The organism is Desulfobacter curvatus DSM 3379, from assembly GCF_000373985.1.
GTDB lineage: Bacteria > Desulfobacterota > Desulfobacteria > Desulfobacterales > Desulfobacteraceae > Desulfobacter > Desulfobacter curvatus.
On record NZ_KB893108.1, the window covers coordinates 1 to 25,264 of the forward strand.

The window sequence follows — 25,264 nt, forward strand, 5'->3', positions numbered from 1 at the left end:
AAAGAGCGTCTGTCCGCCCCCTTTCAACTCCGATTAGTGTGAGACGGCAACCACGGACAGGTAATCGAAACAGTTTCAAGCCTGGAATGGGGGAGAACTATGCCCGGACGGAATGAAAATCTTCGGTACAGGCCATGGTTTGTGTAGGAAGAACTACNTTTCCGATGCCTTCTGAAAGAAGGAAAGGCGGAATTTTCCCAAAAAGGAGTGGGCGGAACAACTTCGGCCGACCTTTTATTATTTATGCGTCAGCACTGGGTATAGATTTAAATTATTGACACGGGAATTGGTTGGGCTATATTAAGAAGTTTCAAGTTAATGGATGATAACAGGAGAATCCAATGAAACAGAAAATTAGGTTTGAAAAGAATATAAAAGACAATATACTGACAGTCCTTGAATCTGCTGAGGTGGATCCAGGTGTGATTTTGCCTTTGCATGAAGAAGACTATGACCTTGAAACCATCAGTGCGGCGTGCAACGAAGGGTTTGATGCCTTTCTTCGCGTATTTCGCCGCCGCAGTTTTTTTCCCACCAGGGATTTGTCTGAAAAATTATTTGAAAGCGCCGTTGGATTTTTTGCCGATCCTGAATCGGATAAGCTGGTAATTGATTTTAATGATGTGGACACATTGCCCGGGGAAGAAGATTTTTCCCTTGAAGACGATGATGTGGAACTGGATGAATTGTTAGATGAAGATGGGGACACCAAGGAAGACGAGATGAAAGAAATTGATTCCGAAGATGATACCCCTAAATTCACCCCCGAAGATACTTCTGAACACGAGAATTAATCCTTTATGAAAACAAAAATCAGAACCATGGTCCTGGATGCGGCCCGTAGTTCCTTTGAAAAGGGCCTGCTGCCTTCTGACCAGGTGCCGGAATTTGAGGTCGAAACACCTAAATATGAAGGCCAGGGCGATTTTTCAACCAATTTTGCCATGGTGTCGGCAAAACTGCAGAAGATGGCCCCGGCAAAGATTGCTGAACGTCTTGTTGCATCCATGTCCGAAAGTGCTCATACTTCTTTAGGTTCAGCACTGGAAAAAATCGAGGTGGCAGGACCAGGATTTATTAATTTCTTTTTATCCCCCGGGGCCTGGCACCCGGTGGTGGATCAAGTGCTGAACCAGGACGAAGCCTTTGGCCGTTCCGCCATGGGCAACGGGGAGCGTGTTCAGGTTGAATTCGTCTCTGCCAATCCAACGGGCCCGCTTCATGTGGGGCATGGCCGGGGGGCTGCCGTGGGGGACGCTGTCGGCAATATACTCTCCTTTGCGGGTTTTGACGTGCAAAAGGAGTACTATATTAATGACTCCGGCCGCCAGATCAGGACCCTTGGCACATCGGTGTGGCTGCGGCTGCAACAGATGCAGGGCAACACTGTGGATTTTCCCCAGGACTGCTACCAGGGCGATTATATCCGTGACATTGCCCGGCAGGTGCTTGATGCCCAGGGAGAAGATCTGGCTGATGCCGATGAAAAACAGGGCATTGAAATTTGTGCACGATTTGCCGCCGGTAAGATTCTGGGCGGCATTCGGTCTGATTTAGATGATTTCGGTGTCCGGTTTGACAACTGGTTCAGCGAGCAAAGCCTTTATGACTCGGGCCGGGTCCAGACCGCCATTGAAAATTTTAAAGAAAAAGACCTGATTTACGAAAAAGACGGGGCCCTTTGGTTTCGTACGGAAAAATTCGGGGATGAAAAGGACCGGGTAGTGGTGCGAAATAACGGACTGACCACTTATTTTGCATCGGACATTGCCTACCATGATGAAAAATACGAGCGCGGGTTTGACCGTGTCATTGACGTCTGGGGGGCGGACCACCACGGATATATCAAGCGTATTGATGCGGCCGTGGTGGCCACGGGACGAAAAAGCGAACAATTTGATGTGATTCTGGTCCAGCTGGTCAATCTGCTGCGGGATGGAAATCCTGTGCAGATGTCCACCCGGGCCGGAGAGTTTGTGACGCTTAAGGACATTGTGGACGAGGTGGGAAAGGATGCTGCGCGGTTCATGTTTTTAAGCCGTAGCTATGAGTCCGGCCTTGATTTTGATCTGGAATTGGCTAAAAAGAAGAGTTCTGACAACCCTGTCTATTATGTGCAGTATGTCCATGCCCGAATCACTGGGATTTTAAACAAGGCAAAAGATGAAGGCCTCATTGAAAAGACAGATTTCAAAGTCGGCATTAACCTTGAAAAATTGGTGGCCGAAGAGGAGCTTAAACTGATTAAGCAGGTTGCCGGTTTCCAAGAACAGGTGGAAAAAAGTGCGGAAACCCTTCATCCCCATGTGATTTTTACCTATTTGATGACCTTGGCTGCGGCCTTTCATGCCTATTACAATCACCATAAGGTTATCATGGCTGATGAACCGCTGTCCCTGGCCAGGCTGTCCCTGGTTCTGGCGGTTAAAAAAGTGATCCGCAACGGGTTAAAACTTTTAGGGGTATCTGCCCCAGAAAGAATGTAGGAGGATTTAAAATTCGTGGTGTCGGGACATACGGTAAGTATTTTTTAATCGGGATCTGGATGTTTGGCCTGGGAGTGCTTGTGGGCAGAGGATCAAGTCCTGTCCTGTTTGAGACCCGGCCTTTTCAGGAACGTCTTGGCCAGATGGTCAGTGATCTTGCTGCCAAACTTCCTGAAAAGGGAAAAGTAGATCTTAAATTTTATGATGTCCTTGATGAGCCGGTGTACTATCCGGTTAAAGGCAAGACAGACGATGCCGGGGAAATTACCCCGGGGCCGGAAACCGGGAAAACTGCGTCGATAAAGCCGGCACCGAATAATTCCCAGGCTGAAGATATCCCTGTCAAGCGTAGCAGAAAACTGGCCACCTGGCATCAGACCGGGCAGGACTACGGCAATGCGGCTGCTGCGCTGCCTAAAAAGAGTACTTCGGTAAAAGTATATAAAAAAACCGATGAAAAACAGACCGTGACACAGCTTGCTCCCAAGGTGTTAAAATCAAAAAAACAAGCGGGTGAAAAAACGGATGCGGTAGCCAAGGAACCCAAGCCTGATACCGGGAAAGCATCGGTACCTGTCCAAACCCATGGTGCATACACTATTCAGATTGCGTCATATAAGAATTTAAATGATGCCCTGGCCCAGATGGTTCTTTTGAGTAAAAAGGGAATTACCGCCTACCGGGCCAGTGTGAAAATCAACGGAGAAACCTGGTACCGGGTCAGGACCGGTTCTTTTGCCGATTATAAAGCGGCCGGTGCTCAACTGGAAAAACTCGCCGGTTCAGGGGTCAACGGCATGGTCATCAAAAAGGAATAAAAATGAAAATATCACAAGAGGAAGTGGAAAAAATGGCTCATCTGGCCCGGTTGGATGTGGATGATAAGCTTAAGGAAACCCTGGCAGGACAGCTCAGTGATATCCTGGATTATATTGATGCCCTCAAGGACGTGGATGTTGAGGGGGTGACGCCGGCATCAGGTGCGGCATTCATGAACAATGTTCTCAGGGAAGATGAGGAAAAACCGTCCCCGGGTCCGGATGTGACCCTGGCCAATGCACCGGAACGTGACCAGGATTTTTATGTGGTGCCAAGAGTGGTGAAGTAGTGTTTGGGCACGATGTCGTCCCCTTAAAAAAGACGAAAGCGTAACGAGAACGTAAGGAAATAAAATGAATCTGCATACCCTGACCATTGCCCAGGCCCATGACCTTCTGGCCAAAAAGGAAATATCTTCTGTTGAACTAACCCGGGCCTTCCTTGACCGTATTGATAAATATGACAACACGATTTCAGCGTTTATTACTGTTGACCCGGGCCTTGCCCTGAAACAAGCCGAACAGGCAGACCGGGTTATTGCCAAAGGGGAGCACCAGGCGTTTACCGGGATCCCCGTGGCCCTGAAAGATGTGTTATGTACAAAGGGCGTGAAAACCACCTGTGCGTCTAAAATTCTTGAAAACTTTGTGCCCCAGTATGACGCCACGGTGGTGGAGAAATTTAAAGCCCAGGATGCTGTGCTTATCGGCAAGGCAAATATGGATGAATTTGCCATGGGGTCTTCCACGGAAAACTCCGCCTTTTTTGCCACCCGTAATCCCTGGAACACTGACCATGTGCCCGGTGGTTCATCCGGCGGATCTGCCGCTGCCGTAGCGGCTCAGTTCTGTGCCGGGGCCGTGGGTACGGATACCGGCGGTTCCATCCGTCAGCCCGCTTCCCATTGCGGCGTGGTGGGTCTGAAACCTACCTATGGCCGTGTGTCACGGTTTGGTGTGGTGGCCTATGCGTCATCCCTGGACCAGGTGGGACCCATTACCCGGGATGTGACGGACACGGCCATGATGCTTAATCTTATAGGTGGTCATGATCCCAAAGACTCCACCAGCGCACCTGAGCCGATGTCCGATTTTACAAAGGGCCTTGCCATGTTCAAGGAGAAGGGCCTTGCCGGGATGACCGCAGGCATTCCCAAGGAATTCTTAAGCCTTGAAGGCATTGATCCCGAAGTCAAAACAATATTTGAACGTGCCCGCAAAACCTTAGAAGGGTTGGGCGTTACCATTAAAGAGATCTCACTGCCCCATAGCAATTATGTGGTGGCTGCCTACTACATCATTGCCCCCTGTGAAGCCAGCGCCAACCTGGCCCGGTTCGACGGGGTAAGATACGGGGTCAGGGATATGGATTCCGATGATCTCATTGAGATGTACAAGAAAACCAAGTCCAAAGGATTTGGACTCGAAGTCCAGCGCCGGATCATTATTGGTACTTATTCCCTGTCTTCGGGATATTATGATGCCTATTACGGCCGGGCCTCCCAGGTCCGGGCCCTGATCATGGATGATTTTAAACGGGCTTTTGAAGAATGCGACATTATTCTGTCTCCTGTGGCACCGACGCCTGCGTTTAAAATCGGTGAGAAGGTGGCAGATCCATTGACCATGTATTTAAGCGATATTTTTACCATCTCCTGCAATATGGCGGGTATTCCCGGGATTTCAGTGCCTGCAGGTATCTCCTCCACCGGGCTTCCCGTGGGGCTTCAGATGATGGCCCGGCATTTTGATGAAATGTCGTTGATTCGGGCAGGGTATGGGTTTGAACAGGCTGTAAACCAAGATTTTGAATTGCCCGAATTGTAACCACGGAAAACACGGAAATGAGTTTGATTTTTAAGGAATATTAACATGTCCACTGTCATACCCCAGGGCGATGCCCTGAAAAAAGCCATTGCGTGGGTGTCTGAAAAAAGAGGCGCCCAACCGGACCTGAATGTAAAAAAAATAGTTGATGAAGCCTGCCTGCAGTTTGATTTAAGTCCAAAAGACAGTGAATTTTTGCTGCGTTTTGTAAAGGAACTGCCGGATACGCCTATATGACCAGGATCCGTATTCTCCCTGATATCCTGTCCAACCAGATTGCCGCAGGAGAGGTGGTTCAGCGTCCGGTCTCCGTGGTTAAGGAATTGGTGGAAAATGCCATGGATGCCGGGGCGGACAGGATTATCGTTGAGATTGAAAACGGCGGGAAAACCCTCATCCGTGTTTCGGACAACGGGTGCGGGCTTTCCCGGGATGAGGCGGTGCTGGCGTTGGAACGGTATGCCACTTCCAAGATCTACACCAAGGAAGACCTGTTTTCCATTTCCACATTTGGGTTCAGGGGTGAGGCCCTGCCATCCATTGCATCTGTCTCAAAATTTAGTCTTGTGTCTCGAACAAAAGACAATGCCACCGGTACCCGGGTGGACATGAACGGCGGAAAGCTTGTCGGTGTAGCAGATACCGGCGCGCCTGTGGGCACCATGGTGGAGGTCAAGCGCTTGTTTTTCAACACCCCGGCCCGAAGAAAATTTTTAAAAAGCGAAAATACGGAGTCCGGTCATATTGCCGATGCCCTTGCCGGTCTTGCCATGGGGAATCCAGGGGTGGGATTCCGCCTTGTGGTCAATCGTAGAGCCGTTAAGGGCTATCCGCCCGGCCAGACTCTTTTTCAGCGGGCCCAGATGGTGTTGGGTAAAGATGTGGCGGATCATTTGTACGAAATGCAGTGGCCGGCAACGGGTGAAGGCTCGGATAATCGACTGCCGGGATTATGTATCTGCGGGGTGTGTGCCAATCCCGGAATTACCCGAAGTACGGCCAACCGGATTTATCTGTTTGTCAACCGGCGTCTTGTCTATGACAGAGGGTTGATTTCGGCCATGTTTCAAGGTTACCGGGGCAGGATCATGAAAGGTCGGTATCCTGTGGGAGCGGTGTGTGTTGAACTGCCATGCGACCAGGTGGACGTAAACGTACACCCGACCAAACGTGAAATTAAATTTGTTACCCCCGGTCCCGTATACCAAGCCTTGGCGCTTGCCGTGGCAAATACCTTGTCCCGGGGCCAGGACGATAAATTGTCCTATTCCAGGGCTGTTATGCCTGGGAAAAAGGACTCCCAAATCCCTGCCCAGGCGGCGCTGAAATCAGCATCCCTGGCGGAAAAACGATTCACTCCTGACCTGTTTGAAAGCGTTCCCGCCTCGCAGTCGCAACCTGAGTATACATCTTTTGATCCGACTTCTGAATCTCTTCAGGCCGCCGAACCCCGTGAAAAAACCTGGACTCCGGCACCGGAAATAAAATTGCCCGCCCAAGCCCCTTTGTCTGACCATGAAAATCAAACATCCGGGCAGGAAGAGACAACGCAGCTTCCAGAACCGTTTCAGGCAACTCAATCCAGGGTAAGGGTGGTCGGCCAGGTGCTCAATATTTACATTGTGGTAGAAAACGAGAACCACCTGATACTGGTGGACCAGCATGCCGCCCATGAGCGTATTGTCTTTGAGCAGCTTTTAGAACGTTATCACAGCATGGATGCCCAAAGCCAGTCCCTGGCCGTTCCCGAGGTTCTGGAGCTGAGCCACAAGGAGGCCTTGGTCCTTGAATCCATCATGGCTGATCTGGCCGGTTTGGGCATCAGGGTCGAACCCTTTGGCGGGACATCGTTTGTAATAAAAGCCGTTCCTGTGTTGGTCGAGGAAAAAGATGTGGGGGCCATGGTGGTGGAAATGGTGGAGAAGATCAGTGATGCCAACGGCACAGGCCTTAAAGATGACTGGCTCAAAGATGCCCTGGCGACCATGGCCTGCCACCGGTCCGTGCGGGGGGGGCAGGTCATGTCATTAAAAGAGATGACAGCACTTGTGGAACAGTTGTTTGCTTGTGAAAACCCCATGCACTGCCCCCATGGGCGCCCCGTTTTTGTCTCTTTTGATGCCCGCAGCCTTGAAAAGCTGTTTAAAAGACTTGTGTGAGGCCGGGGGATGGGATATAAATCTTTCTCTAAGGTTCGCCATCATGTTTAATCTGACAGGAGTGTAGGAAAAACCCATGCGAAAATTCATGCAACCCATTTTTGCTTTCAAAACAGCCGGCGCTGTTCTGGCCTTTTTTGCCTTCTGGGCAGCAGCCGGTACGGGAATGTGCAGTGACACAAAAACTGTGGCGGTCATTCCCTTTGAAATGAATTCGTCCCAGGATCTTGGTTTTTTACAGAACGGATTGTTCTCCATGCTTTCCTCAAGGCTTTCCGATGCCGGGAAAGTGGATGTTTTGGACCGGGAAACCATTGATAAAGCCCTGGCCGGGGCAAAGGCAAGTGGGCTTATTAAAGGCCGTCTCAATGAAACGTCTGCCCGGGAGTTAGGCGAACAAATGGGTGTGGACTACATCCTTTTCGGCAGTCTTACCCATTACGGGGAAAGCCTCAGTTTAGATGCCGCCATGGTGGATGTTTCAGGGCAAAAGAAAACCCTTGCCTTTTTCGAGCAGAGCAATGCCATGGGCGATGTTATCCCCCTGGTGAACTCCTTTGCCGGTGATATCAACATGAAAGTGTTCAATCGCAATATCGATAACAAGCTGTACGCCCGGCCCCAGGAACCGAACCCGACCCTTGGGGGGCTGCAGTACGCCGGCGGTGCCGGTCTTTATGGCGGCGGCATGATGGCCATGCAGGCAAGCCAGGGATTTACCACTCATCTTAAGATGGAGGAGGTCATCCGGGCCATGGCCACCGGCGACTTGAATAAAGACGGTCGTCTTCAGGTTGTGACGGCCACAGACTCTTCTCTTCAGATCTGTCATCTTGAGGGAACGCTTCTTGCTGAAGAGATCCACCTAGATTACGCATCCTATCTCAGAATTATCAGTCTGGATGTGGCGGACATCAACGGCAACGGGTATCCGGAGATTTTTGTCACGGCCATGACAATCAACAGAGAAACCCTTTCCTCTTTTGTGGTGGAATATAATGGTTCGTCCTATACCACCATTCAGGATGACATGTCTTACTATTTCCGTGTGATTGATTCTCCGGATGGCAATCCCGTGCTCTATGCCCAGGATAAAGGCCGAGGTCCGTATGCCGGAAAAATTTACATCATGACACCGGCCAATGATACCTATCAGGAGGAAAAATCCATTCGTGTGCCCAGGGGCACATCCGTGCTGTCTCTGAGCCGGGGACCGGTCCGGGAGGATAGTGGCCATGAATTTTTAAGTATTAACCAGCATCATCGTCTGGTGCTCATCAATAGTGCCGGGTCAGATGAATGGGAAAGTACGGAAAAATACGGAAAAACCAATAATTACTGGATCTCAGGGGAGCGAAGTGCAGATATAAATTTACGTGATCGGGAATATTTTAATCCCAGAATTAAATTTTATCCCGTGGGAGAAGACCAGAAAGAGAAAGTTTTTTTGATCACGAATAATGAAATCGGCGGCGGGGCTCTCGGGCGGATTAAGCGGTTTAAAGAGGGGCGTGTTGAAGTGATGTCCTGGAACGGTATCGCCCTTGCACCGGTATTCCAGACCGTGCCCCTGCAAGGTTGGGTCTCTGATTTTGATATTGCCGATATAGATAATGATGGGATAGAAGAATTGGTGATTTCTGTTGTGACCCGCTCCAAGATCGCCATTCTTGCCAGGGATAAGACCTCGAATATTATTTCCTATAAGTTGAAATAATAGGCGAAATATTGAAAAAAATATTGACAAACCTATTAAAATAGCATTAAAACGAGAGCTAATTGGATATCCTGCTTTTAAAAGGAGGGCTGGATATCCAGGTTCAGGCAGTAAATAAAACCCAAAAGGAGAAAAAGATGAAAAAAATTATTGTGGCTGTTGCAGCGCTTGCGTTGATGGCAGGTACTGCATATGCAGACGACGCTTGGAACTTCTATGGTTCTGCGCGTGTTTCTACTTTCTGGACTGATGCCGATGTTGATGGCGGTGATGACCCGAACACCCAGTTCGACGAAGGTCTTCAAAGCAACGCCCGTATCGGTGCCAATGTTAAAGTTTCCGATGAACTGATCGGCGCTTTTGAATACGGCGCTGATGATGGAAACGCCAACATCCGTCTGCTTTACGGTGAATGGGATTTTGGTGCAGGTAAACTGCTCATTGGTAAAGATTATGTACCCTTGAACCTGACTGGTTCAAATCAGGTATATATGGATGATGGCGCTCTTGAAGGTTATGGCGGAGAACTGTATGGCAGCCGTCGTGCCCAGATTAAGTTGACTTTCGGCGATTTCCAGATTGCTTTTGTTGAAAATAACACTAACTATGCGGCATATGATGCTGTTAATGTTGTATCTCCAGAGTCAGACGCTGACGTTGATGTTATTATGCCTAAGATTGAAATTAAGTATGCCCTTACCGGTGACAACTGGGCCGTTGTCATGGTAGGTGGATATCAGACTTTTGATGTCGATAACGGAACCGTTGATGATGATGTGACTTCCTGGGGCCTTGGTGTTGATGCTTCTGCAACCTTTGGTGGCTTTTTTGTTACCGCCCAGGTTAACGGCGGTACCAACGTTGGTAACCTTTGGTTGATTGATGTAACTGGTTTTAACCCCGATGATGACGCTATTGGCAAAGGTTATGCTGAAGTTGCTGGTAACAGAATCATTGATAATGACGCTATTGGTGGCCGTATTTGCCTTGGATACACTTTCAATGACATGTTTGCTGTAGAAGTTGGTTATGGTTACCAGCAGACTGAACTAGATATATCTAGAGCTGACGAAATCGAATCTCAGTCTTACTACATTAATTTCCCCATTACCCTGGCTCCTGGCGTTGTGATAACTCCTGAAATTGGTGTTGTTGATTACACTGTTGACGATTTGGCTTCTGGTCAGGAAGATATTACTTACTTCGGCGCCAAATGGCAGATCAATTTCTAAGTTTAGCTTAACACCTAATAAATTTAATTTAGTTAATAATACTGCCTGATTTTATGAAACGGGCCGGTGAAAACCGACCCGTTTTTATGTTTGTTCGAAATGTCGGGAAAACCCTATCCTGAGGTAATCAGGCCTCACTCCTATATTTCAAAAATCATCTCGAATAGCAGCATTCATCACTTGAGCCGCATCAGACCATCTATGCATATCATTAGAGTATTTCGTTAGAGCAATTTCTACCATTAAAGGGATCATAGTCCGGCTTTCTTCTTTTTCTTGAACGTCTTAATGATATAATGATCGAAAAATACACTGACTTTTTTCTTTCCATCTTAACAAGTTGTTGATTCTTCAGGATGGAATCTGCCTACCATGCAGGACCGATATCACACAATGAGAGTTTAATTTGCTTACAGTGACCGATATCGGTGCGGACATGTCTGCTTATGTCCTATAAAAGTTATTTGCTCCCTATTTTACAACAATGGATCAAGAGAAAGGGACTGGAATGGAGCTGTGTTGTGTATGATATCATCACCGACATGGGAACGTATCGATGTTGCTGACATATTGACAGGGGTGTCTTTAAACTGCACATCTTACAATTGGTCCAGCAGGAATACAGAGACTACTATTCAGGCATGAATGATCTGACTCGAATAATTCCCATCTGGTGATTATAGATTTTACAATGCTGGAAAAAAGAACAACGAAAAAACGTTTTGTCAAAGGCTGGTTTGCCGGCAGAAAAAAATACTGCCGGCAAGGGACGCTTCCCTTGCCGGCAGGTTAAGTTATTAGTCTGCTTTTAGAAAATTACTGGAGCAGGCTGGTCAGGTTTGAAGATGCGGCGTTTGCCTGGCTCAAGGCATAGGAGCCTGTCTGGGCCAGCAGGGACAGCCTTGCAAAATTGGCTGTTTCCGCAGCAAAGTCAACGTCTCGGATGGTGGATTCGGAGGCCGTTACATTGGTTTTGGTCACCGAAAGGTTGGATATGGTGGATGTCAGCTGATTTTGCACTGAGCCCAAGCCACTTCGTGTGGCATCCAGGTCCGCCAGCGCGGCTTCCGCAATTTCAATGGCAATTTCAGCATCCTCCTGTGTCAGAACATTGATATCTGCCAGGGTCAAGCCTTCCTGGTCTGAAACAGTCACGTCTTCACTGGATGCGGTGATTTCAAGTGTCGAACCGTCCGCAATTTTACTCCCGTCTGCCAATATCATTTCTTCGGTCAGGACAACATCATGATCCAAAGTGATTCCAGTAGACAGGGTGGTTCCGGCATAATATGTGTCAGTACCAATTGTGATATCCTGGTTGATCGTTGTCCCTTTAGCAATTTCAGAACCACTCTTAAGAGTCGTTCCTTCAGACAAGGTCATATCTTCAGTCAATGTAGTTTCAGTCACTTCCACTGCCCCGCCGATTATAGAACCCGTTGCCATCATTGAACCTGATGCTATCTGAGACCCGGCTGCCACATCCATGTCGTCGGAAGTCGTCATCTCCTCGGTTAGTGTTATCGAATCTCCCAGAGTAGAGCCTACTGCGATTACAGAACCGGAGGCTATGTCTGAACCGGCTTCAAGGGTCATGTCGGCAGCTAAGGTCGTGTCTCCACGGGTGGTTATGTCAGCGCCCAATATCGTTCCTGCGATCAATGTACTACCCGAGGTAATGGTGGAATCATCTGCCATCACCATATCCGAGGTGACAATCAGGGTGTCCTCAAGCGTAACATCGGCAGCTAAAGTCTCTCCTGCCTCATATGTCATGCCGGCGTTTGTAAATGACTGATTGACCACTGTGCCTGCGCCAAGCACTGAACCAGTTTCAAGGGTTGATCCGGCAGTAATGGTCATATCCTCTTGCAGGTCGGAATCTGTATTGAGTGTTATATCGCCTGTTATATTAGTGCCTTGTGCAATTACTGATCCGCTGAGCAGCTTAGAGCCGGCTTCAAGTTGGAAGTCGGACACAATGTCGGTTTTCGCTGCAATTGTTGCATTGCCCCCAAGAACCGTGCCTGCCGTCAACACCGAGCCTGAGGTGATGGTGGAATTGTCGGCAATGATCGTGGTTCCGGTGGAAGTATATTCGGCGCTAAGCGTGAGTTTATCCCCTGTACCACCGTCTACGGTTCCGTTAATGTTGAACTGACTGGAACCTTCCTGGGTCAGGGTGATGTATCCGACAGTGGAGAGGTCCGCCGCTGAAATGGTTTCACCGAAAACGCCTCCTGTATCACCGGTTACACTGAGAACCCGTCCGTCTTCAGATGTCAGGGTAATGGTGCCTGAATCATTAATGGCGGCAGCCACCCCTGTCTCACTTGTCTTATCATTGATGGCCGTGACAAGAGAGGCATCCGAATCATTGTCTTCAACATTGATGGCGCCGATGTTAACGCCGTTGATGGCGAAATCGGCACCGGTGGTGCCTTCCTGAATAGCTTCACTTGTGGTGGTTTCAACAACCGCCATTGCAGAAACGCCTGTTTTGGAGGTCACCGAGTTGATTTCATCGGCCAGGGCACCGAGTCCATTTTCTTCTTCGTTATTATCTTCAATGGTAATGGCTTCCAACTCAACATCTTCGCCGGTGATGGCTGAAGTAATGGACAACTGAACGGTGCTGCCTACTTCGCCGTCAAGATTCATCGTGGCTGTTGAAATATGGCCGATGGAATCGGATTGAGTGTTTCCGATGCTGATAGAAGAGGTTTCATTGGCAGAGGCACCGGTGTGGATGACCTTATTAGTATAGGTGCCGTTGAGAAGCTGCAAGCCGTTGTAGGATGTGGTGGTGGCAATATTGTCCAGCTCTTCCAGCAGCTTGTCAATGTCCTGTTGGATGGCGGACCGGGTCGTTGTGGTCTGGGTGTCTGATGCAGCCTGAATGGCTTTGGTTTTAATGGTGTTAACAATGCTTACGGACTCTTCAAGGGCGCCGTCTGCGGTCTGGACAATGGAAACACCGTCATTGGCGTTCTGGATGCCCTGGCCAAGACCGTCTGCCTGTGCTGCCAAAGAATCGGCAATGGTCAGACCGGATGCATCGTCCGCAGCTGAGTTGATTCTCAGACCTGTGGAAAGACGGGTCAAGGATGTACGCATGTCATTGTCGTTGGAAACCATGTTTCTGTGGGCGGTAAGTGCGGCAACGTTGGTATTAATACTTAAACTCATGTTATTTCCTCCGTGAATTTGGGTGTATAAGTGCCGGCGTCATTGCCGGGGCACTTGGGGCATTCGTCAGATCCGTCTGATGAATGGTTTAAGGGTTTATGGCGGGGGCCGGCCGCCTGGATTAATCCGTTGTTCTGCTATCTTATCGTGAAAAAAAAAGGTAACCTTTAATTGATAACGCTGACTGGAGATGGAAGGTAATAAATGTATCAGAGATTTGAAAATTTATATCTATTTGAATTTATAGATAAAAGATTATCATAGTCGAAACCAATCAAGTGATATTTTGTTGTGATAATGTTTTCTATTCCGGATAAAAAAGCTATCCCATAGACTGATCCACAGGAAGAGAAAATTCGGATGATCAAGAAATAACGGGCTTGTGTTTGAAACTGTTAGGAAAATGGGTGTAATGTGCGGCCATGGCCTGGTATGGTGTTTTTTGTTTTAAAAAGCTGAGAGGCAATTCAAAGTTGTAATGGTGTATCTGTTTTGTTAGTGCTTCGTTTGTTCCCCAGTTGGTTGTATCTTTTCTAAGATCGGATTGGTTGGCGATTTTTTTCATCTGCAGGTTTAATTGACTGATGGTATCCCTATGCAGATCATCCATGCGAAAACAAGGAAGGCCCCATTCCCTGAAGAACTGCCCAATGGTGCTGCCAGGCGCGCTATCGGGATTATTCATATCCATATCTTTGAGATTTAAGTTTTCAGCACAAAGCCTTACCGGATCATTGTAAATAACGCCTAAGACCTTTAAAGGGAAACCCTGAATATAATCTGAAATAAATGTGTGCGCCGTGGTGGCGTATTGAGCATGAAAGGTCCTGAACGAGCAGTCAAGAAGGGTTTGCAGTCGTACTGGCGCCTCATTTTCCTGAAAAGAGGGCAGATGAAAACAATTATAGTATAAATAGGTGCCGGTGTAATCTTTAAGATTAAATGGAACAGATCGCTTAAGTTTTGTCAATCTGGAGATCTGATACCGCTTGAGGCATCTATTGAGGCCAGCCCTGGAGCAATTAATCTTAAAAAAGGATTCCGCAATTTGAAGCAGGTCATCAAGGCCTGCCCTGAATGCCATCCGGCAGATGATGATTTTAATTTCTTCAACGGGTGTCAGGGCGGTTTTTATGTGCTTGGGGGTATGCGGGCGGTCATATACGTCCATGCGTTTTTGCCATCTGCGAATGGTGGTTTTACTGACACCGGTTTTTTTTGCCAGACTGGCAACGGACAGATGGGAATTGTTTTGAATATATGCACGCTGGGCAGGGGTTGTTGTGGCATTTTTATGAAGACGTATTTTCATGACAATACCTCAGATTTTTTTCAATATTAATCCAGATTAATTATAGTAATCAGTTTCCGGTGAATACAAAAGGTTTATCCGTATTTTTCCGGCACATGATATAGATTTTAGAGGAATTAAAGAAAATGAAAAGATGTTGTACCGGGCAGGATCAGGATTTATAAAAAGTGGTAGATCTACCCTGTTTATTTGTATGGTCGGGATGAGAGGATTTGAACCTCCGACCCCCTCGTCCCGAACGAGGTGCTCTACCAGGCTGAGCCACATCCCGACGCATAAGCCGCTATTTAATATACCAGAATCAAGAAAATGTCAAATTAGAAAATCTTTTCTTTGATAATTGTGGCCTCACGCCCCGGCCCTACGGACACAATTTTAATTTTGACTTCTGATAATTCTTCTATCCGTGCAAGGTAAGCCTTGGCTTTTTCAGGCAGATCCTCAAAATTGGTTATATGTGATGTCTGGGTTCTCCAGCCGGGATGTGTTTCATAAACAGGCGTACATTTTGTCAGGACATCAATCTGGGCTGGGAAATCTGCTATGACATTGCCCGCATATTCATATCCTGTGCAGATTTTAATCTCATCCAAGTCATCCAGAACATCAAGTTTGGTGATGGCAAGTCCGGTCAGGCTGTTCAGGCGGGCGGCATTTTTTAATACCACCATATCCAGCCATCCACAACGCCGTTTGCGTCCGGTGGTGGCACCGAATTCAGCCCCGGTTTTCTGGATCTTGTCGCCCGTTTCATCAAACAGTTCCGTTGGGAAGGGGCCTGCACCCACCCGGGTGGTGTATGCCTTGACAATGCCGATGATTTCGTTGAGATGTCCTGGCCCCACACCACTGCCGCTTGCAGCATTGGCTGAAACCGTTGTGGAAGAGGTGACAAAGGGGTAGGTGCCGTGCTCAATGTCAAGGTGCGTGCCTTGGGCCCCTTCAAATAAGATCTGCATACCCTGTCGGATGCCCTGGTCAAGAGATACGGAGACATCGGAAATATACGGGAGGAGCCGGGCGCGAATTGTTTCAAACTGATCGATAACAAGTGCCGGATCCATGGGATCGGTTTTGAAATACTGCTTCAAATAAAAATTTTTTTCCGCCATGACTGTCTGAACTTTTTCCTTGAACAAATCAAAGTCAAGAAGGTCACAAAAACGGATACCCACGCGGGTTGCCTTATCTTCGTAGCATGGGCCGATCCCGCGACCGGTGGTACCGATTTTGTCCTTGCCTTTTTTCAGTTCCCGGGCTTTGTCGATTTCCTGGTGATAGGGCATGATGAGATGGGCACGATTACTGATTTTCAGCATATTGGGGGACACATCAATATTATTGCCCGCCAGATAATCAATTTCATCCAGCAATACAAAGGGGTCAACCACTACACCGTTGCCGATAAAGCATTTTTTCTGCTGAATTATCCCGGAGGGGATCAGGTGGCTGATAATTTCTTTTCCGTTGACCACCATGGTGTGTCCTGCATTATTTCCACCCTGGAACCTGACCACATAATCAGCGTGTTCGCTTAGCAGATCGACAATCTTTCCTTTTCCTTCATCACCCCATTGGGTTCCCACAACAACTGTGTTTGTCACGGTTTCTCCTTTTTGCCTCAAAAAAGCTTTTAATAATCCGTCTTGTCTGTTTTCTACATACACCCTGAATAATTTCGGGGTGATGGTTTAATCGTAAATCCGATCCCATTTGATAAAGGGAGACCGCTGCCCCCCATTTGGGATCCGGTGCACCAAATACCAGGCGCTGGATCCTGGCATGGATTATGGCCCCCATGCACATAATGCATGGTTCTATGGTTACATAAAGTGTTGTTTGGGGCAGGCGATAATTATCCACGAATCTGCAGGCCGAACGAATGGCCTTGATTTCAGCATGGCTTGTAGGATCGTTTTCAGATATCGGGCAATTATATCCCTGCCCGATGATCGTGCCGTCCTGGTCCACCACAATGGCCCCAACGGGTACCTCGTCATGTTTTTCAGCCTTTTTTGCCTCATCCAAGGCAAGCATCATGTAATATTCATCATCCATAATCCAACCCTAACTTATATAAGCCTTTTTCCATCAGGTCAAATGTTATGGAATACTATTTTATATGCCGGGCAAAAATCAAAGCGGTTGACCCCTTTCAATTCAGTTTGGTATATTCCATCTTTTAAGGTTAATTAATGGTAACTGTGACACTTCCTGTAAATATATCAATGAGGATTAAATATGGAACGAACCAAATCAGCTGCTTTATTTTCATCGGCCCAAAATTTGATACCCGGCGGGGTCAATTCTCCGGTAAGGGCTTGCGGTTCAGTGGGCGGAGAACCCGTTTTTATTGAAAAGGGAGAAGGTGCCAGGCTTTTTGATGCCGACGGCAACGCTTATATTGATTATGTTTTGTCCTGGGGTCCACTTATTCTTGGTCACCGTCCGGGGCCTGTGGTTGAAGCGTTGAAAAAAGTGCTGGATTCCGGCACGAGTTTTGGTGCGCCGACTGCCGTTGAAAATGAACTGGCCCAGCTGGTTGTGGATTCTGTGGCTTCCGTGGATATGGTCAGAATGGTTAACTCCGGCACCGAGGCGACCATGAGCGCCATCCGTTTGGCAAGGGGGGTGACCGGCCTGGATTTGATTGTCAAGTTTGACGGATGTTACCATGGCCATGCAGATACCCTGCTTGTGGCAGCAGGATCCGGTGTGGCTACGTTAGGCATCCCGGGAAGCCCAGGGGTGCCTGCTGATGTGATCCGCAATACCTTGTCTTTGCCATACAACGACATTGAAAGTTTTGAACGGCTCATGGCTGAAAAAGGCAAGGAAATTGCCTGTGTGATTCTTGAGCCTGTGGCGGGGAATATGGGCATGGTCGCTCCTGATCCGCTGTTTTTAAAGACATTGCGGCAAAAAACGGCATCCCATGGTGCCTTGTTGATTTTTGATGAAGTCATGACCGGATTCCGGGTCGGGGGCAGGGCCTGCGCCCAGGGCTATTTTGATATTGATCCGGATTTGACCTGTTTTGGTAAAGTAATTGGTGGTGGACTGCCCGTGGGGGCATATGGCGGGAAACGTGAAATAATGTCGCAGATTGCCCCCGGTGGATCTATTTACCAGGCAGGGACCTTGTCAGGCAATCCTTTGGCCATGGCCGCAGGGGTAGCTACATTAAAAGAGCTGGAGAATGACCAACTTTACGCTGATATGGACCGGCGGGCGGATATGTTGGTCAACGGTCTTCAGGCCGCAGCCGATGACGCAGGCATTCCTTTTTCTGCCGGGCATTTCGGTTCCATGGCCGGGTTCTTTTTCACCGGTCGGAAGGTGCGTAATTTTGATGACGCCAAAACTTGTGATCTGGACCGGTTTGCAAAATTTTACCGGGGCATGCTGGCCAAAGGTATTTATCTTGCGCCCTCACAGTTTGAGGCTTGTTTTATCTCCACCGCCCACACGGACGAGGATATTGAGACTACTCTGGATGCCGCACGGCAGGTCATGGCAGAAATTTGATGACTGATTCAATTAAGCGGATTCACCTGGTCGCAGCCTGTGGTACGGGCATGGGCACCTTGGCCTGTATCCTTAAGAAAATGGGTTACATCGTTACAGGGTCAGACCGGAATGTGTATCCGCCCATGAGCGATTTCCTTGAAGATAACGGGATTACTTTGTTTAATGGCTTTCACCCAGCCAATATCAGTGACGACCCAAACCGGGCTCCGGACCTGGTGATTGTCGGCAATGCCGTGACACGTGATAACCCGGAGGCGGTCGCCGTAATGGAAAGAGGACTGCCTTATATGTCCATGCCCCAGGCGGTGAACCGTTTTATTGCCAATGACAAGAAGATTATTCTTGTCACCGGTACCCACGGTAAAACAACCACTTCTGCCATCATGGCCCATTTGCTGGAAACGGCAGGTCTTTGTCCCTCTTTTATGATCGGGGGAATTTTAAAGGATTATAACTCCTCATTTAAAATTGGTGATGGGGAATATATGGTAATAGAGGGGGATGAGTATGATACGGCCTTTTTTGATAAGGGGCCAAAATTCATGCATTATGATCCTTTAATAACCATTATGACGGGCATTGAATTTGACCATGCCGATATCTTTGACGGCCTGGATCATATCTGCCGGGCCTTTGATGCCCTGGTTTCAAAGATTAAGGATAAAAGCCGTATTATCGCCTGCAAAGACAACGTCAATTTGATGCAGGTCCTCGAACAGGCGGATGTTGTAGACCTTGAGACTTACGGCACGAACGCCATGTGGCAGGTGCATGACCATCACCTGGGCGGTGAATCGGACCACGGCACGGGGCGTTTGCACACCCTTGCCCGCATCACAGGCCCTGGTACGGATATCAATATACAAACAGACCTGCCTGGGCGCCACAATCTTCTCAACGCAACGGCATGTATTGCCGCAGCCCGAAGCCTGGGGATAACGGCAGCTGATATTGCCCGGGGGCTTTCAACCTTTAGCGGGGTTAAAAGACGTCAGGAAATAAGGGGGCAGGTTGCCGGTATCACGGTGATGGATGATTTTGCCCATCATCCGACAGCGGTTAAGGAGACCATTGCCGCAGTCAAACCGTTTTATTCCCAGGGCCGTCTGGTTGCCGTGTTTGAGCCAAGAACCAATACCAGCATGAGAAATTTTTTTCAGGATACCTATCCTGCATGTTTTGACCTGGCAGATCTTACGTGCATCTGTTCTCCCGGGGTAAAAAAGAATATTCCTGAAAAAGAGCGGTTTTCACCTGAACGCCTGACCGAAGATATCTGCAAAAGGGGTAAGGTTGCTTACCATTTCAATGACCCAGGCCAGGTGATCGACTTTCTTGCCTTAGAACTTAAACCTAAAGATCTTGTTTTAGTCATGTCCAATGGCGGGTTTGGAAATATTCACCAGCGCCTTTTGGAGCGGCTGGGATGACAAAAATAGCAATCAGAATTGTCGGCATTGGACTGCTGCACTCATTTTTGTACGGCTATCTGGTGCCTTTTGTCATTTACCCGCAGTTCGGGCAGAATGGAATTACTTTTGCCGTAATTGTTGCCATACTGATATCCGTGGGTATCATGGCCACCCTGTGGCTGGGAAAAAATAGAAAAAAGAACAAAGGAGAGTGACCCATGACCAATATTATTGAATGGGATGAAAAATATAGTATTAATGAGCCTGAACTTGATGAATGCCGGAAACAGCTTATGGATATGTTTAATTCCCTCATTGGAATGAAAACAAATAAGGGCAGCGCCAAGGATGTGGCTAATTTGGTTACCGAAATCAATGATTTTAGCAAAATCTTTTTTTCAAAAGAGGAAAAACTTCTTGGCAAAAAAGGGTATCCCGATCTTGATCCCCATGCAAAGGCCCATCGCCGGTTTATCAAGAAAACCATTGGCCTTCGTCGTGAAATCGCAGAAGACGTTGATAATTTGATGCTTGAAGATATTTTGGATTTGCGTGACTGCCTTATTACCCACTTTGAAGCCGTAGACACGATGTTTATTCCGTTTTTGAGAATCCACAGATATGTAGAAGAGTGTGAAAATAAAAAATAAGCACGAGGCCCAGTCCACGCCGGGGAATTTTTTCGTTTAATAGTGCATTGAGCTGTAACTATTAAAGAAATATCTAATCGTTGACGATATCAAAGATTAGAGGTTAGGAGTAATTGTTTAAAACAAAAAGAAAAAGAAAGATTGATGAATTATTATGATTGCAGACATTGAAATAATACAAGGTGCCAATAAGATTGTGGGGGATGGGGACAGGGGGGCTGGCTTTGGCAGATACCAGAGTTCTGCTTCCAAGCGTAAAAAAGACAGGCGCAAGCGGCGGTATGACCGCAGGAAAAGCGTAAGAGACGGTGTGATTGTCACATTGTCCTTTAAAAACGATCGCAGAAAAAAACCTGATCGCCGTTTTCAGACGTCAGTCAGGCCCGTCCCCACAGATGACGCTAAAGGCTCCGGTTATGATATCATTGCATGATAATTGCGTCTGAGGCTTTATAAGGCATTGTTGAAATATTTTGAGGAATCCGCCTCTTAGGGGGCGGAATTTTTATTTTCCACCTGCTTTTCTTTTTTGATCCTTGCTGATAAAACAAAGGCATGAGCGACCTCTCCTTCAATGATCTTGGCATTCTCCATGAATCGGGAATCTTTTCCCATCTGGACTACTATTTTGCTAAAACCATGACCAATATGTTTAAGGGCTCAGGACCATTGGAAGCGCTTTCCGCAGCATTGACCTGCCGGGCACTTTCCAACGGCTGCATATGCCTGGATCTTGCAGGTATGTCCGGGACGGTTTTGAAATCCTTTGAGGGCAAAGAACTTATTCGGCTTCCTGAACTCGAACCCTGGTGCAGTATCCTTAAAAATTCCGCCATGGTGGGCAAGCACGTCTCAAATCGTGGGAAAAAAGAAAATGGCATGGTGTCCTGGGTTAACAAATATCCCTTGATTCTTGACAGTGACAACAATCTTTATCTTTCCAGATACTATAACTTTCAATGCCGGCTCTCAGAAAATATCAAAACACGGATCAAAAGGCATATTTCCGGGCCCGATGATGAATTTGTGAATCACAGGCTGGCTGCTTATTTTGACGGTCAGGATACCCACAGGACTTTGGGTCAGCAGCAGGCCGTTAAAAAGGCACTTTGTTCCGGTTTCATCATGGTGTCCGGGGGACCGGGTACTGGAAAAACCTATATTACCGATATAATACGGGCACTCTTGATCATCTGGGCCAATGAAAATGACCTGACGCCTCCCAGGGTGATGTGTCTGGCCCCCACGGGCAAGGCCGCCGCCAGGTTAAAAAATGGGGCCACCATCCACAGCGCGCTTAAACCCGTGAAAAACGGAACCGGGTTTCGGCACAATGCAGCCAATCCTCTGGCTGCAGATCTGGTGATTGTTGATGAAGCATCCATGATCGATATGGCGCTTATGACAAGACTTTTTGAAGCCATCCCCTTTGATGCGCGTATCGTCCTGCTCGGTGATATGAACCAACTTTCTCCTGTTCAGGCCGGTGCCGTGTTTTTTGATCTGTGTCATGCAGATGTGTTGTCGGATTTTCGGGTGTTTCTGGATGTTAATTTCAGATCCGGGGGGAAAGCCGGCATTGAAAAGCTTGCACAGGCCGTTAATGTCAGTGATGCGGATACCGTGGCGGATATCCTTAAAGCCGATTATTCTGATCTTGCATTTGTGGATACTGCCAAAGACAATGCATACCAATCCCGCCTTGAATCCTGTATCCTGGAAGGTTACAGGCCGCTTTGGGATGCCGTCACCCCAGAGCAGGCAATGGCAGGCATTGATGGTTTTCGTGTGCTGTGCGCGCATAATTTAGGAAACAGCGGAACATTACAAATTAATCATCTATGTGAAAAAATATTACGATCCAAAGAGAAAGATGGTATAAAACGGCCTATTTTTAAAATGCTTTTGATGGTCCGGCGCAATGATTACAAAAGGTTGCTGTTTAACGGTGACACCTGTGTGGTCATGGAAGAAAACGGGAAGTCTACTGCCTGGTTTGACGCAAAACAATCAGGTCCCAGGCATTTCAGGTTATCTGATCTGCCTGAATGTGAACCCGGTTTTGCCGTGACCGTCCATAAAAGCCAGGGATCTGAATTTGACACAGTGCTGATTCTTATCCCTGAACGGATATCACCGGTTGTTACCCGGCAGCTACTGTATACGGGTATCACACGGTCCCGGAACAAAGTGATTATTTTCGGCAGCATGCCCATGATCCGGCAGGCCGTACAGACTTCGGTTGAGCGTAGATCCAACCTGCAGGCAGTACTGGATGGGGAATAGCCCTCGAACAACGGTAGGCCGATATGTTGATTGATATGGATCGGTCCGGTAAGCGCTGCCGGATATGGCATACAACATAACATGAAAGTTGCTTGAATATACTTGTGGCTTTCGTACAAATTTTTTAGTGAAAGAATTGTTTTGAAACAAAAAGACAGCTTTGCCGATCAGATATGGATGTTTTTTGCCTCGGTGAAACTCACTGTTTATACCTTGGTGCTTTTAGCCGGAACCTCCATCATTGGGACTGTGGTTTTGCAGAACGCAAGTCCGGACGCCTATATCAGGCTTTACGGCCCGGGGCTATACAACATGATCCAGGTGCTTGATCTGGACAGGATGTATCAGGCCTGGTGGTATCTGTTGCTCATGGTGGTATTATGCGTTAATATTGTAGTCTGTTCCATTGACCGGCTTTCGGCGACCTGGAAAATTATTTTTCCTAAACAGATTTCAGTCAATCCCCAGCGGTTTGAAAAAGCTAAAAACAGGCAGCAGTTTGACAGTCACCTTCCCATGGAGCGCCTTGTGCAACAGGCTAAACAGATGCTCAGCGGACGGACCGGAAAAGTGATTGAAAAGACGGATGACACGACTCTGATTTTGTATGCGGAAAAAGGCCGGTGGTCCCGCCTTGGGGTTTACGTGGTCCATACAAGTGTGCTTATGCTGCTTGCTGGCGCCCTGATCGGGTCAGCATTAGGCTTTAAAGCCAATTTGCGCCTGGATGAAGGGCAAACCGCAGATACCGTGTTTGATAGCCATACACGGTTGCCCATAAAGCTGCCGTTCACAGTTCGATGCAATGATTTTCAGGTTAAATTTTACGATACGGGCGCGCCGGACGAATTTAAATCCAGTTTAACCGTCCTTGAAAACAACCAGGAAAGTTTTACGGAAGATATTTTGGTCAACCATCCGTTAAGATACAAGGGCATTAACATCTTCCAGGCGTCCTATGGTGCCACCACACCTGATAAAGCCTTGTTTGAAATTACTGACAGTGAAACCGGGGCGGTTGAGACTCACACCATAAAAAACGGTGGAGTTGTGCCCCTGCCGGCCGGTGGCGGGAATTTTATATTTGAGGGGTTTGTGCCCCATTATGACTTTAATGGTCATAACCTTGGTGAGGCGTTTATCGGGCGCCTTGATACAACCGATGGCCGTAATGCCCAAATTGTTTTGCCAACCAAGTTTCCCACTTTTGATAAAATGCGAAAGGGCAGATTCACCGTTGAGGTCAAATCCTGGGACAAAGCCTATTACACCGGACTTCAGGTGACAAAGGACCCGGGCGTCCCCTTTGTGTACACGGGCTTTCTTCTCATGATCATCGGCTGCTGGGTCACGTTTTTTGTTTCCCACCAGTCCGTGTGCATAGGCCTTGAACAAGCCGGGTCCGGCAGTACCCGGGTGTGGGTGGCCGGTCGGGCCAACCGCAATGCCCAGAGCACCAATTTGACCGTCAAAAAACTTGTAAAGGAATTAAAGGAAGTATCAGGCAAATGAATTCATCCCTGCTTTTATCGGCTGCAACATTTATCTATGCCTTGGCATCGGTATTTTATATTGGATCTTTTTCTTTCAAAAAACAGGCACTTGCCCGGCTTGGATTCTGGGTGATTGTTATTGGGCTCGTGGCCAATACCGGCGGGATTTTACTGCGTTGGATAGAGTCCTACCATATGGGATACGGGCATGCCCCCTTTTCCAATATGTATGAGTCCCTGGTCTTCTTTTCATGGACTGCCGCTGCCCTCTATGTGTTTGTGGAATTTAAATACAAGGAAAGCATCATCGGGGTATTTGTCTCTCCCTTGATTTTTCTGGGTATTGCTTATGCCAGCTTTGATCCGTCCATTACATCAAAAATAACGCCATTAATCCCCGCACTGAAATCCAACTGGCTCATTGCCCATGTCATTACCTGCTTTCTGGGGTATGCAGGCTTTGCCCTTGCCTTTGGGTTCAGCTTCATGTATTTCATCAAACCCAAAGATCCCGAGACAAAACGGCTGTTTGCAAAATTGCCGGACTGGGATACCATTGATGAATTGACTTACCAGATGATCGTTTTTGGATTTCTTTTCCTGACCATTGGTATTATCACAGGCTCTGTCTGGGCCAATTCCGCCTGGGGCAAATATTGGTCCTGGGATCCTAAAGAGACTTGGTCTTTGATTACCTGGTTTATTTACGCCATTTTCCTACATTTGCGACTGATGCGCGGGTGGCATGGAAAAAATCTTGCCATTGTTTCCATCATCGGATTTTTAGGGGTTCTGTTCACCTATTTCGGTGTGAATTTTCTTTTGTCCGGGCTTCATAGTTACGGATAAATAAACAAAAATTACTCCATCTCTTTCTCATATCACTTGGATTTCGCTCTTTGAAAATGTGCGTTTTTCGTTTTTCACCCTTCATTGTCATTGATTGCTCCACCATTAATTCAGCTTGAGTTGCCCAAGTATTGGTAATCATAGTAATGAAGTGGAACGTCCAGAATGAAAAGAATATCTTTTTGAAGATCATTTAGCTCGGATACAAAGCCATAGTTATTTCCGTCCGGCAACTGCATTTGTCCCAATACAATGTCTTCGAATTCTTTCAGCATAAATTCGCTGCGCGGGTTGCGGACATCC

Annotated in this window: 22 protein-coding genes and 1 tRNA gene; 17 read left to right on the forward strand and 6 right to left on the reverse strand. The window is 47.6% G+C overall.

What is annotated here, in order from left to right:
• Positions 1-341: 341 nt before the first annotated feature.
• The 9 genes from B147_RS0123635 (at position 342) to B147_RS0123675 (ending at position 10,239) form a co-directional block, all read left to right on the forward strand.
• A complete protein-coding gene (locus B147_RS0123635) occupies positions 342-794 on the forward strand; it encodes a hypothetical protein (RefSeq protein ID WP_020589675.1) in 453 nt (150 codons plus the stop codon).
• Between the two features lie 6 nt (positions 795-800).
• Positions 801-2,486 (forward strand): arginine--tRNA ligase, encoded by a 1,686-nt coding sequence (argS, locus tag B147_RS0123640; protein WP_020589676.1) that lies wholly within the window; start codon positions 801-803, stop codon positions 2,484-2,486.
• A gap of 80 nt (positions 2,487-2,566) precedes the next feature.
• Positions 2,567-3,304: an SPOR domain-containing protein gene (locus B147_RS0123645; RefSeq protein WP_245569090.1), complete on the forward strand. Its 738-nt coding sequence runs from the start codon at positions 2,567-2,569 to the stop codon at positions 3,302-3,304.
• 2 nt (positions 3,305-3,306) lie between these two features.
• A complete protein-coding gene (gene gatC / locus B147_RS0123650) occupies positions 3,307-3,594 on the forward strand; it encodes an Asp-tRNA(Asn)/Glu-tRNA(Gln) amidotransferase subunit GatC (RefSeq protein WP_020589678.1) in 288 nt (95 codons plus the stop codon).
• Between the two features lie 64 nt (positions 3,595-3,658).
• Positions 3,659-5,131 carry an Asp-tRNA(Asn)/Glu-tRNA(Gln) amidotransferase subunit GatA gene (gatA, locus tag B147_RS0123655; protein ID WP_020589679.1) on the forward strand — a complete coding sequence of 491 codons (1,473 nt, stop codon included), beginning with the start codon at positions 3,659-3,661 and terminating at the stop codon, positions 5,129-5,131.
• Between the two features lie 45 nt (positions 5,132-5,176).
• The gene (locus B147_RS0123660) at positions 5,177-5,368 is read left to right on the forward strand and encodes a hypothetical protein (protein WP_020589680.1); all 192 of its coding nucleotides are present in this window, start codon (positions 5,177-5,179) and stop codon (positions 5,366-5,368) included.
• The gene (mutL, locus tag B147_RS0123665; protein ID WP_020589681.1) at positions 5,365-7,290 is read left to right on the forward strand and encodes a DNA mismatch repair endonuclease MutL; all 1,926 of its coding nucleotides are present in this window, start codon (positions 5,365-5,367) and stop codon (positions 7,288-7,290) included. The genes B147_RS0123660 and mutL overlap by 4 nt, the downstream gene beginning before the upstream one ends.
• A gap of 76 nt (positions 7,291-7,366) precedes the next feature.
• Positions 7,367-9,007 carry an FG-GAP-like repeat-containing protein gene (locus B147_RS0123670; protein ID WP_020589682.1) on the forward strand — a complete coding sequence of 547 codons (1,641 nt, stop codon included), beginning with the start codon at positions 7,367-7,369 and terminating at the stop codon, positions 9,005-9,007.
• 62 nt (positions 9,008-9,069) lie between these two features.
• A complete protein-coding gene (locus B147_RS0123675) occupies positions 9,070-10,239 on the forward strand; it encodes a hypothetical protein (protein WP_020589683.1) in 1,170 nt (389 codons plus the stop codon).
• Positions 10,240-11,055: 816 nt separating this feature from the next.
• Here the strand turns inward: B147_RS0123675 and B147_RS0123685 are convergent.
• The 5 genes from B147_RS0123685 to tadA form a co-directional block, all read right to left on the reverse strand.
• Positions 11,056-13,428 carry a flagellin N-terminal helical domain-containing protein gene (locus B147_RS0123685; RefSeq protein ID WP_020589685.1) on the reverse strand — a complete coding sequence of 791 codons (2,373 nt, stop codon included), beginning with the start codon at positions 13,426-13,428 and terminating at the stop codon, positions 11,056-11,058.
• A 364-nt stretch (positions 13,429-13,792) separates the two neighbouring features.
• Positions 13,793-14,740: a helix-turn-helix domain-containing protein gene (locus tag B147_RS0123690; RefSeq protein WP_020589686.1), complete on the reverse strand. Its 948-nt coding sequence runs from the start codon at positions 14,738-14,740 to the stop codon at positions 13,793-13,795.
• Between the two features lie 194 nt (positions 14,741-14,934).
• Positions 14,935-15,011 (reverse strand) — tRNA-Pro (locus B147_RS0123695).
• Positions 15,012-15,057: 46 nt separating this feature from the next.
• The gene (locus B147_RS0123700; protein ID WP_020589687.1) at positions 15,058-16,344 is read right to left on the reverse strand and encodes an adenylosuccinate synthase; all 1,287 of its coding nucleotides are present in this window, start codon (positions 16,342-16,344) and stop codon (positions 15,058-15,060) included.
• Positions 16,307-16,798, reverse strand: a complete 492-nt coding sequence (tadA, locus tag B147_RS0123705) for a tRNA adenosine(34) deaminase TadA (protein ID WP_020589688.1) — start codon at positions 16,796-16,798, stop codon at positions 16,307-16,309. The genes B147_RS0123700 and tadA overlap by 38 nt, the downstream gene beginning before the upstream one ends.
• A gap of 183 nt (positions 16,799-16,981) precedes the next feature.
• On the opposite strand from tadA, the gene hemL reads away from it, so the two are divergent.
• The 8 genes from hemL to ccsB all read left to right on the forward strand — a co-directional run bounded on the left by hemL (position 16,982) and on the right by ccsB (position 24,961).
• Entirely contained in the window at positions 16,982-18,268 is a 1,287-nt protein-coding gene (hemL, locus tag B147_RS0123710) for a glutamate-1-semialdehyde 2,1-aminomutase (RefSeq protein ID WP_020589689.1), read from the forward strand.
• The gene (gene mpl / locus B147_RS0123715) at positions 18,268-19,701 is read left to right on the forward strand and encodes a UDP-N-acetylmuramate:L-alanyl-gamma-D-glutamyl-meso-diaminopimelate ligase (RefSeq protein WP_020589690.1); all 1,434 of its coding nucleotides are present in this window, start codon (positions 18,268-18,270) and stop codon (positions 19,699-19,701) included. Before hemL ends, mpl begins: the two co-directional genes overlap by 1 nt.
• Complete coding sequence (locus B147_RS0123720) at positions 19,698-19,898, forward strand: hypothetical protein (RefSeq protein ID WP_020589691.1); 201 nt, start codon at positions 19,698-19,700, stop codon at positions 19,896-19,898. Before mpl ends, B147_RS0123720 begins: the two co-directional genes overlap by 4 nt.
• Positions 19,899-19,901: 3 nt before the next feature.
• On the forward strand, positions 19,902-20,333 hold the full coding sequence (locus B147_RS0123725) for a bacteriohemerythrin (RefSeq protein ID WP_020589692.1): 432 nt from the start codon (positions 19,902-19,904) through the stop codon (positions 20,331-20,333).
• Between the two features lie 154 nt (positions 20,334-20,487).
• Positions 20,488-20,766, forward strand: coding sequence for a hypothetical protein (locus B147_RS0123730; RefSeq protein WP_020589693.1), 279 nt, complete (start codon positions 20,488-20,490; stop codon positions 20,764-20,766).
• Between the two features lie 122 nt (positions 20,767-20,888).
• Entirely contained in the window at positions 20,889-22,619 is a 1,731-nt protein-coding gene (locus B147_RS0123740) for an ATP-dependent DNA helicase (protein WP_020589695.1), read from the forward strand.
• 141 nt (positions 22,620-22,760) lie between these two features.
• On the forward strand, positions 22,761-24,131 hold the full coding sequence (gene resB / locus B147_RS0123745; protein WP_020589696.1) for a cytochrome c biogenesis protein ResB: 1,371 nt from the start codon (positions 22,761-22,763) through the stop codon (positions 24,129-24,131).
• Positions 24,128-24,961, forward strand: coding sequence for a c-type cytochrome biogenesis protein CcsB (ccsB, locus tag B147_RS0123750; RefSeq protein ID WP_020589697.1), 834 nt, complete (start codon positions 24,128-24,130; stop codon positions 24,959-24,961). Before resB ends, ccsB begins: the two co-directional genes overlap by 4 nt.
• 110 nt (positions 24,962-25,071) lie before the next feature.
• Here the strand turns inward: ccsB and B147_RS31985 are convergent.
• On the reverse strand, positions 25,072-25,264 hold a 193-nt coding region (locus tag B147_RS31985; RefSeq protein ID WP_033396914.1), incomplete at its 5' end, for a hypothetical protein.

Excerpts from the sequence above, each read along its gene's own strand:
- B147_RS0123635 (WP_020589675.1), top strand. The coding sequence starts at position 342 with ATGAAACAGAAAATTAGGTTTGAAAAGAATATAAAAGACAATATACTG.
- argS (WP_020589676.1), top strand. The coding sequence starts at position 801 with ATGAAAACAAAAATCAGAACCATGGTCCTGGATGCGGCCCGTAGTTCC.
- gatC (WP_020589678.1), top strand. The coding sequence starts at position 3,307 with ATGAAAATATCACAAGAGGAAGTGGAAAAAATGGCTCATCTGGCCCGG.
- gatA (WP_020589679.1), top strand. The coding sequence starts at position 3,659 with ATGAATCTGCATACCCTGACCATTGCCCAGGCCCATGACCTTCTGGCC.
- B147_RS0123660 (WP_020589680.1), top strand. The coding sequence starts at position 5,177 with ATGTCCACTGTCATACCCCAGGGCGATGCCCTGAAAAAAGCCATTGCG.
- mutL (WP_020589681.1), top strand. The coding sequence starts at position 5,365 with ATGACCAGGATCCGTATTCTCCCTGATATCCTGTCCAACCAGATTGCC.
- B147_RS0123670 (WP_020589682.1), top strand. The coding sequence starts at position 7,367 with ATGCGAAAATTCATGCAACCCATTTTTGCTTTCAAAACAGCCGGCGCT.
- B147_RS0123685 (WP_020589685.1), bottom strand. The coding sequence starts at position 13,428 with ATGAGTTTAAGTATTAATACCAACGTTGCCGCACTTACCGCCCACAGA.
- B147_RS0123690 (WP_020589686.1), bottom strand. The coding sequence starts at position 14,740 with ATGAAAATACGTCTTCATAAAAATGCCACAACAACCCCTGCCCAGCGT.
- tadA (WP_020589688.1), bottom strand. The coding sequence starts at position 16,798 with ATGGATGATGAATATTACATGATGCTTGCCTTGGATGAGGCAAAAAAG.
- hemL (WP_020589689.1), top strand. The coding sequence starts at position 16,982 with ATGGAACGAACCAAATCAGCTGCTTTATTTTCATCGGCCCAAAATTTG.
- mpl (WP_020589690.1), top strand. The coding sequence starts at position 18,268 with ATGACTGATTCAATTAAGCGGATTCACCTGGTCGCAGCCTGTGGTACG.
- B147_RS0123720 (WP_020589691.1), top strand. The coding sequence starts at position 19,698 with ATGACAAAAATAGCAATCAGAATTGTCGGCATTGGACTGCTGCACTCA.
- B147_RS0123725 (WP_020589692.1), top strand. The coding sequence starts at position 19,902 with ATGACCAATATTATTGAATGGGATGAAAAATATAGTATTAATGAGCCT.
- B147_RS0123730 (WP_020589693.1), top strand. The coding sequence starts at position 20,488 with ATGATTGCAGACATTGAAATAATACAAGGTGCCAATAAGATTGTGGGG.
- B147_RS0123740 (WP_020589695.1), top strand. The coding sequence starts at position 20,889 with ATGAGCGACCTCTCCTTCAATGATCTTGGCATTCTCCATGAATCGGGA.
- ccsB (WP_020589697.1), top strand. The coding sequence starts at position 24,128 with ATGAATTCATCCCTGCTTTTATCGGCTGCAACATTTATCTATGCCTTG.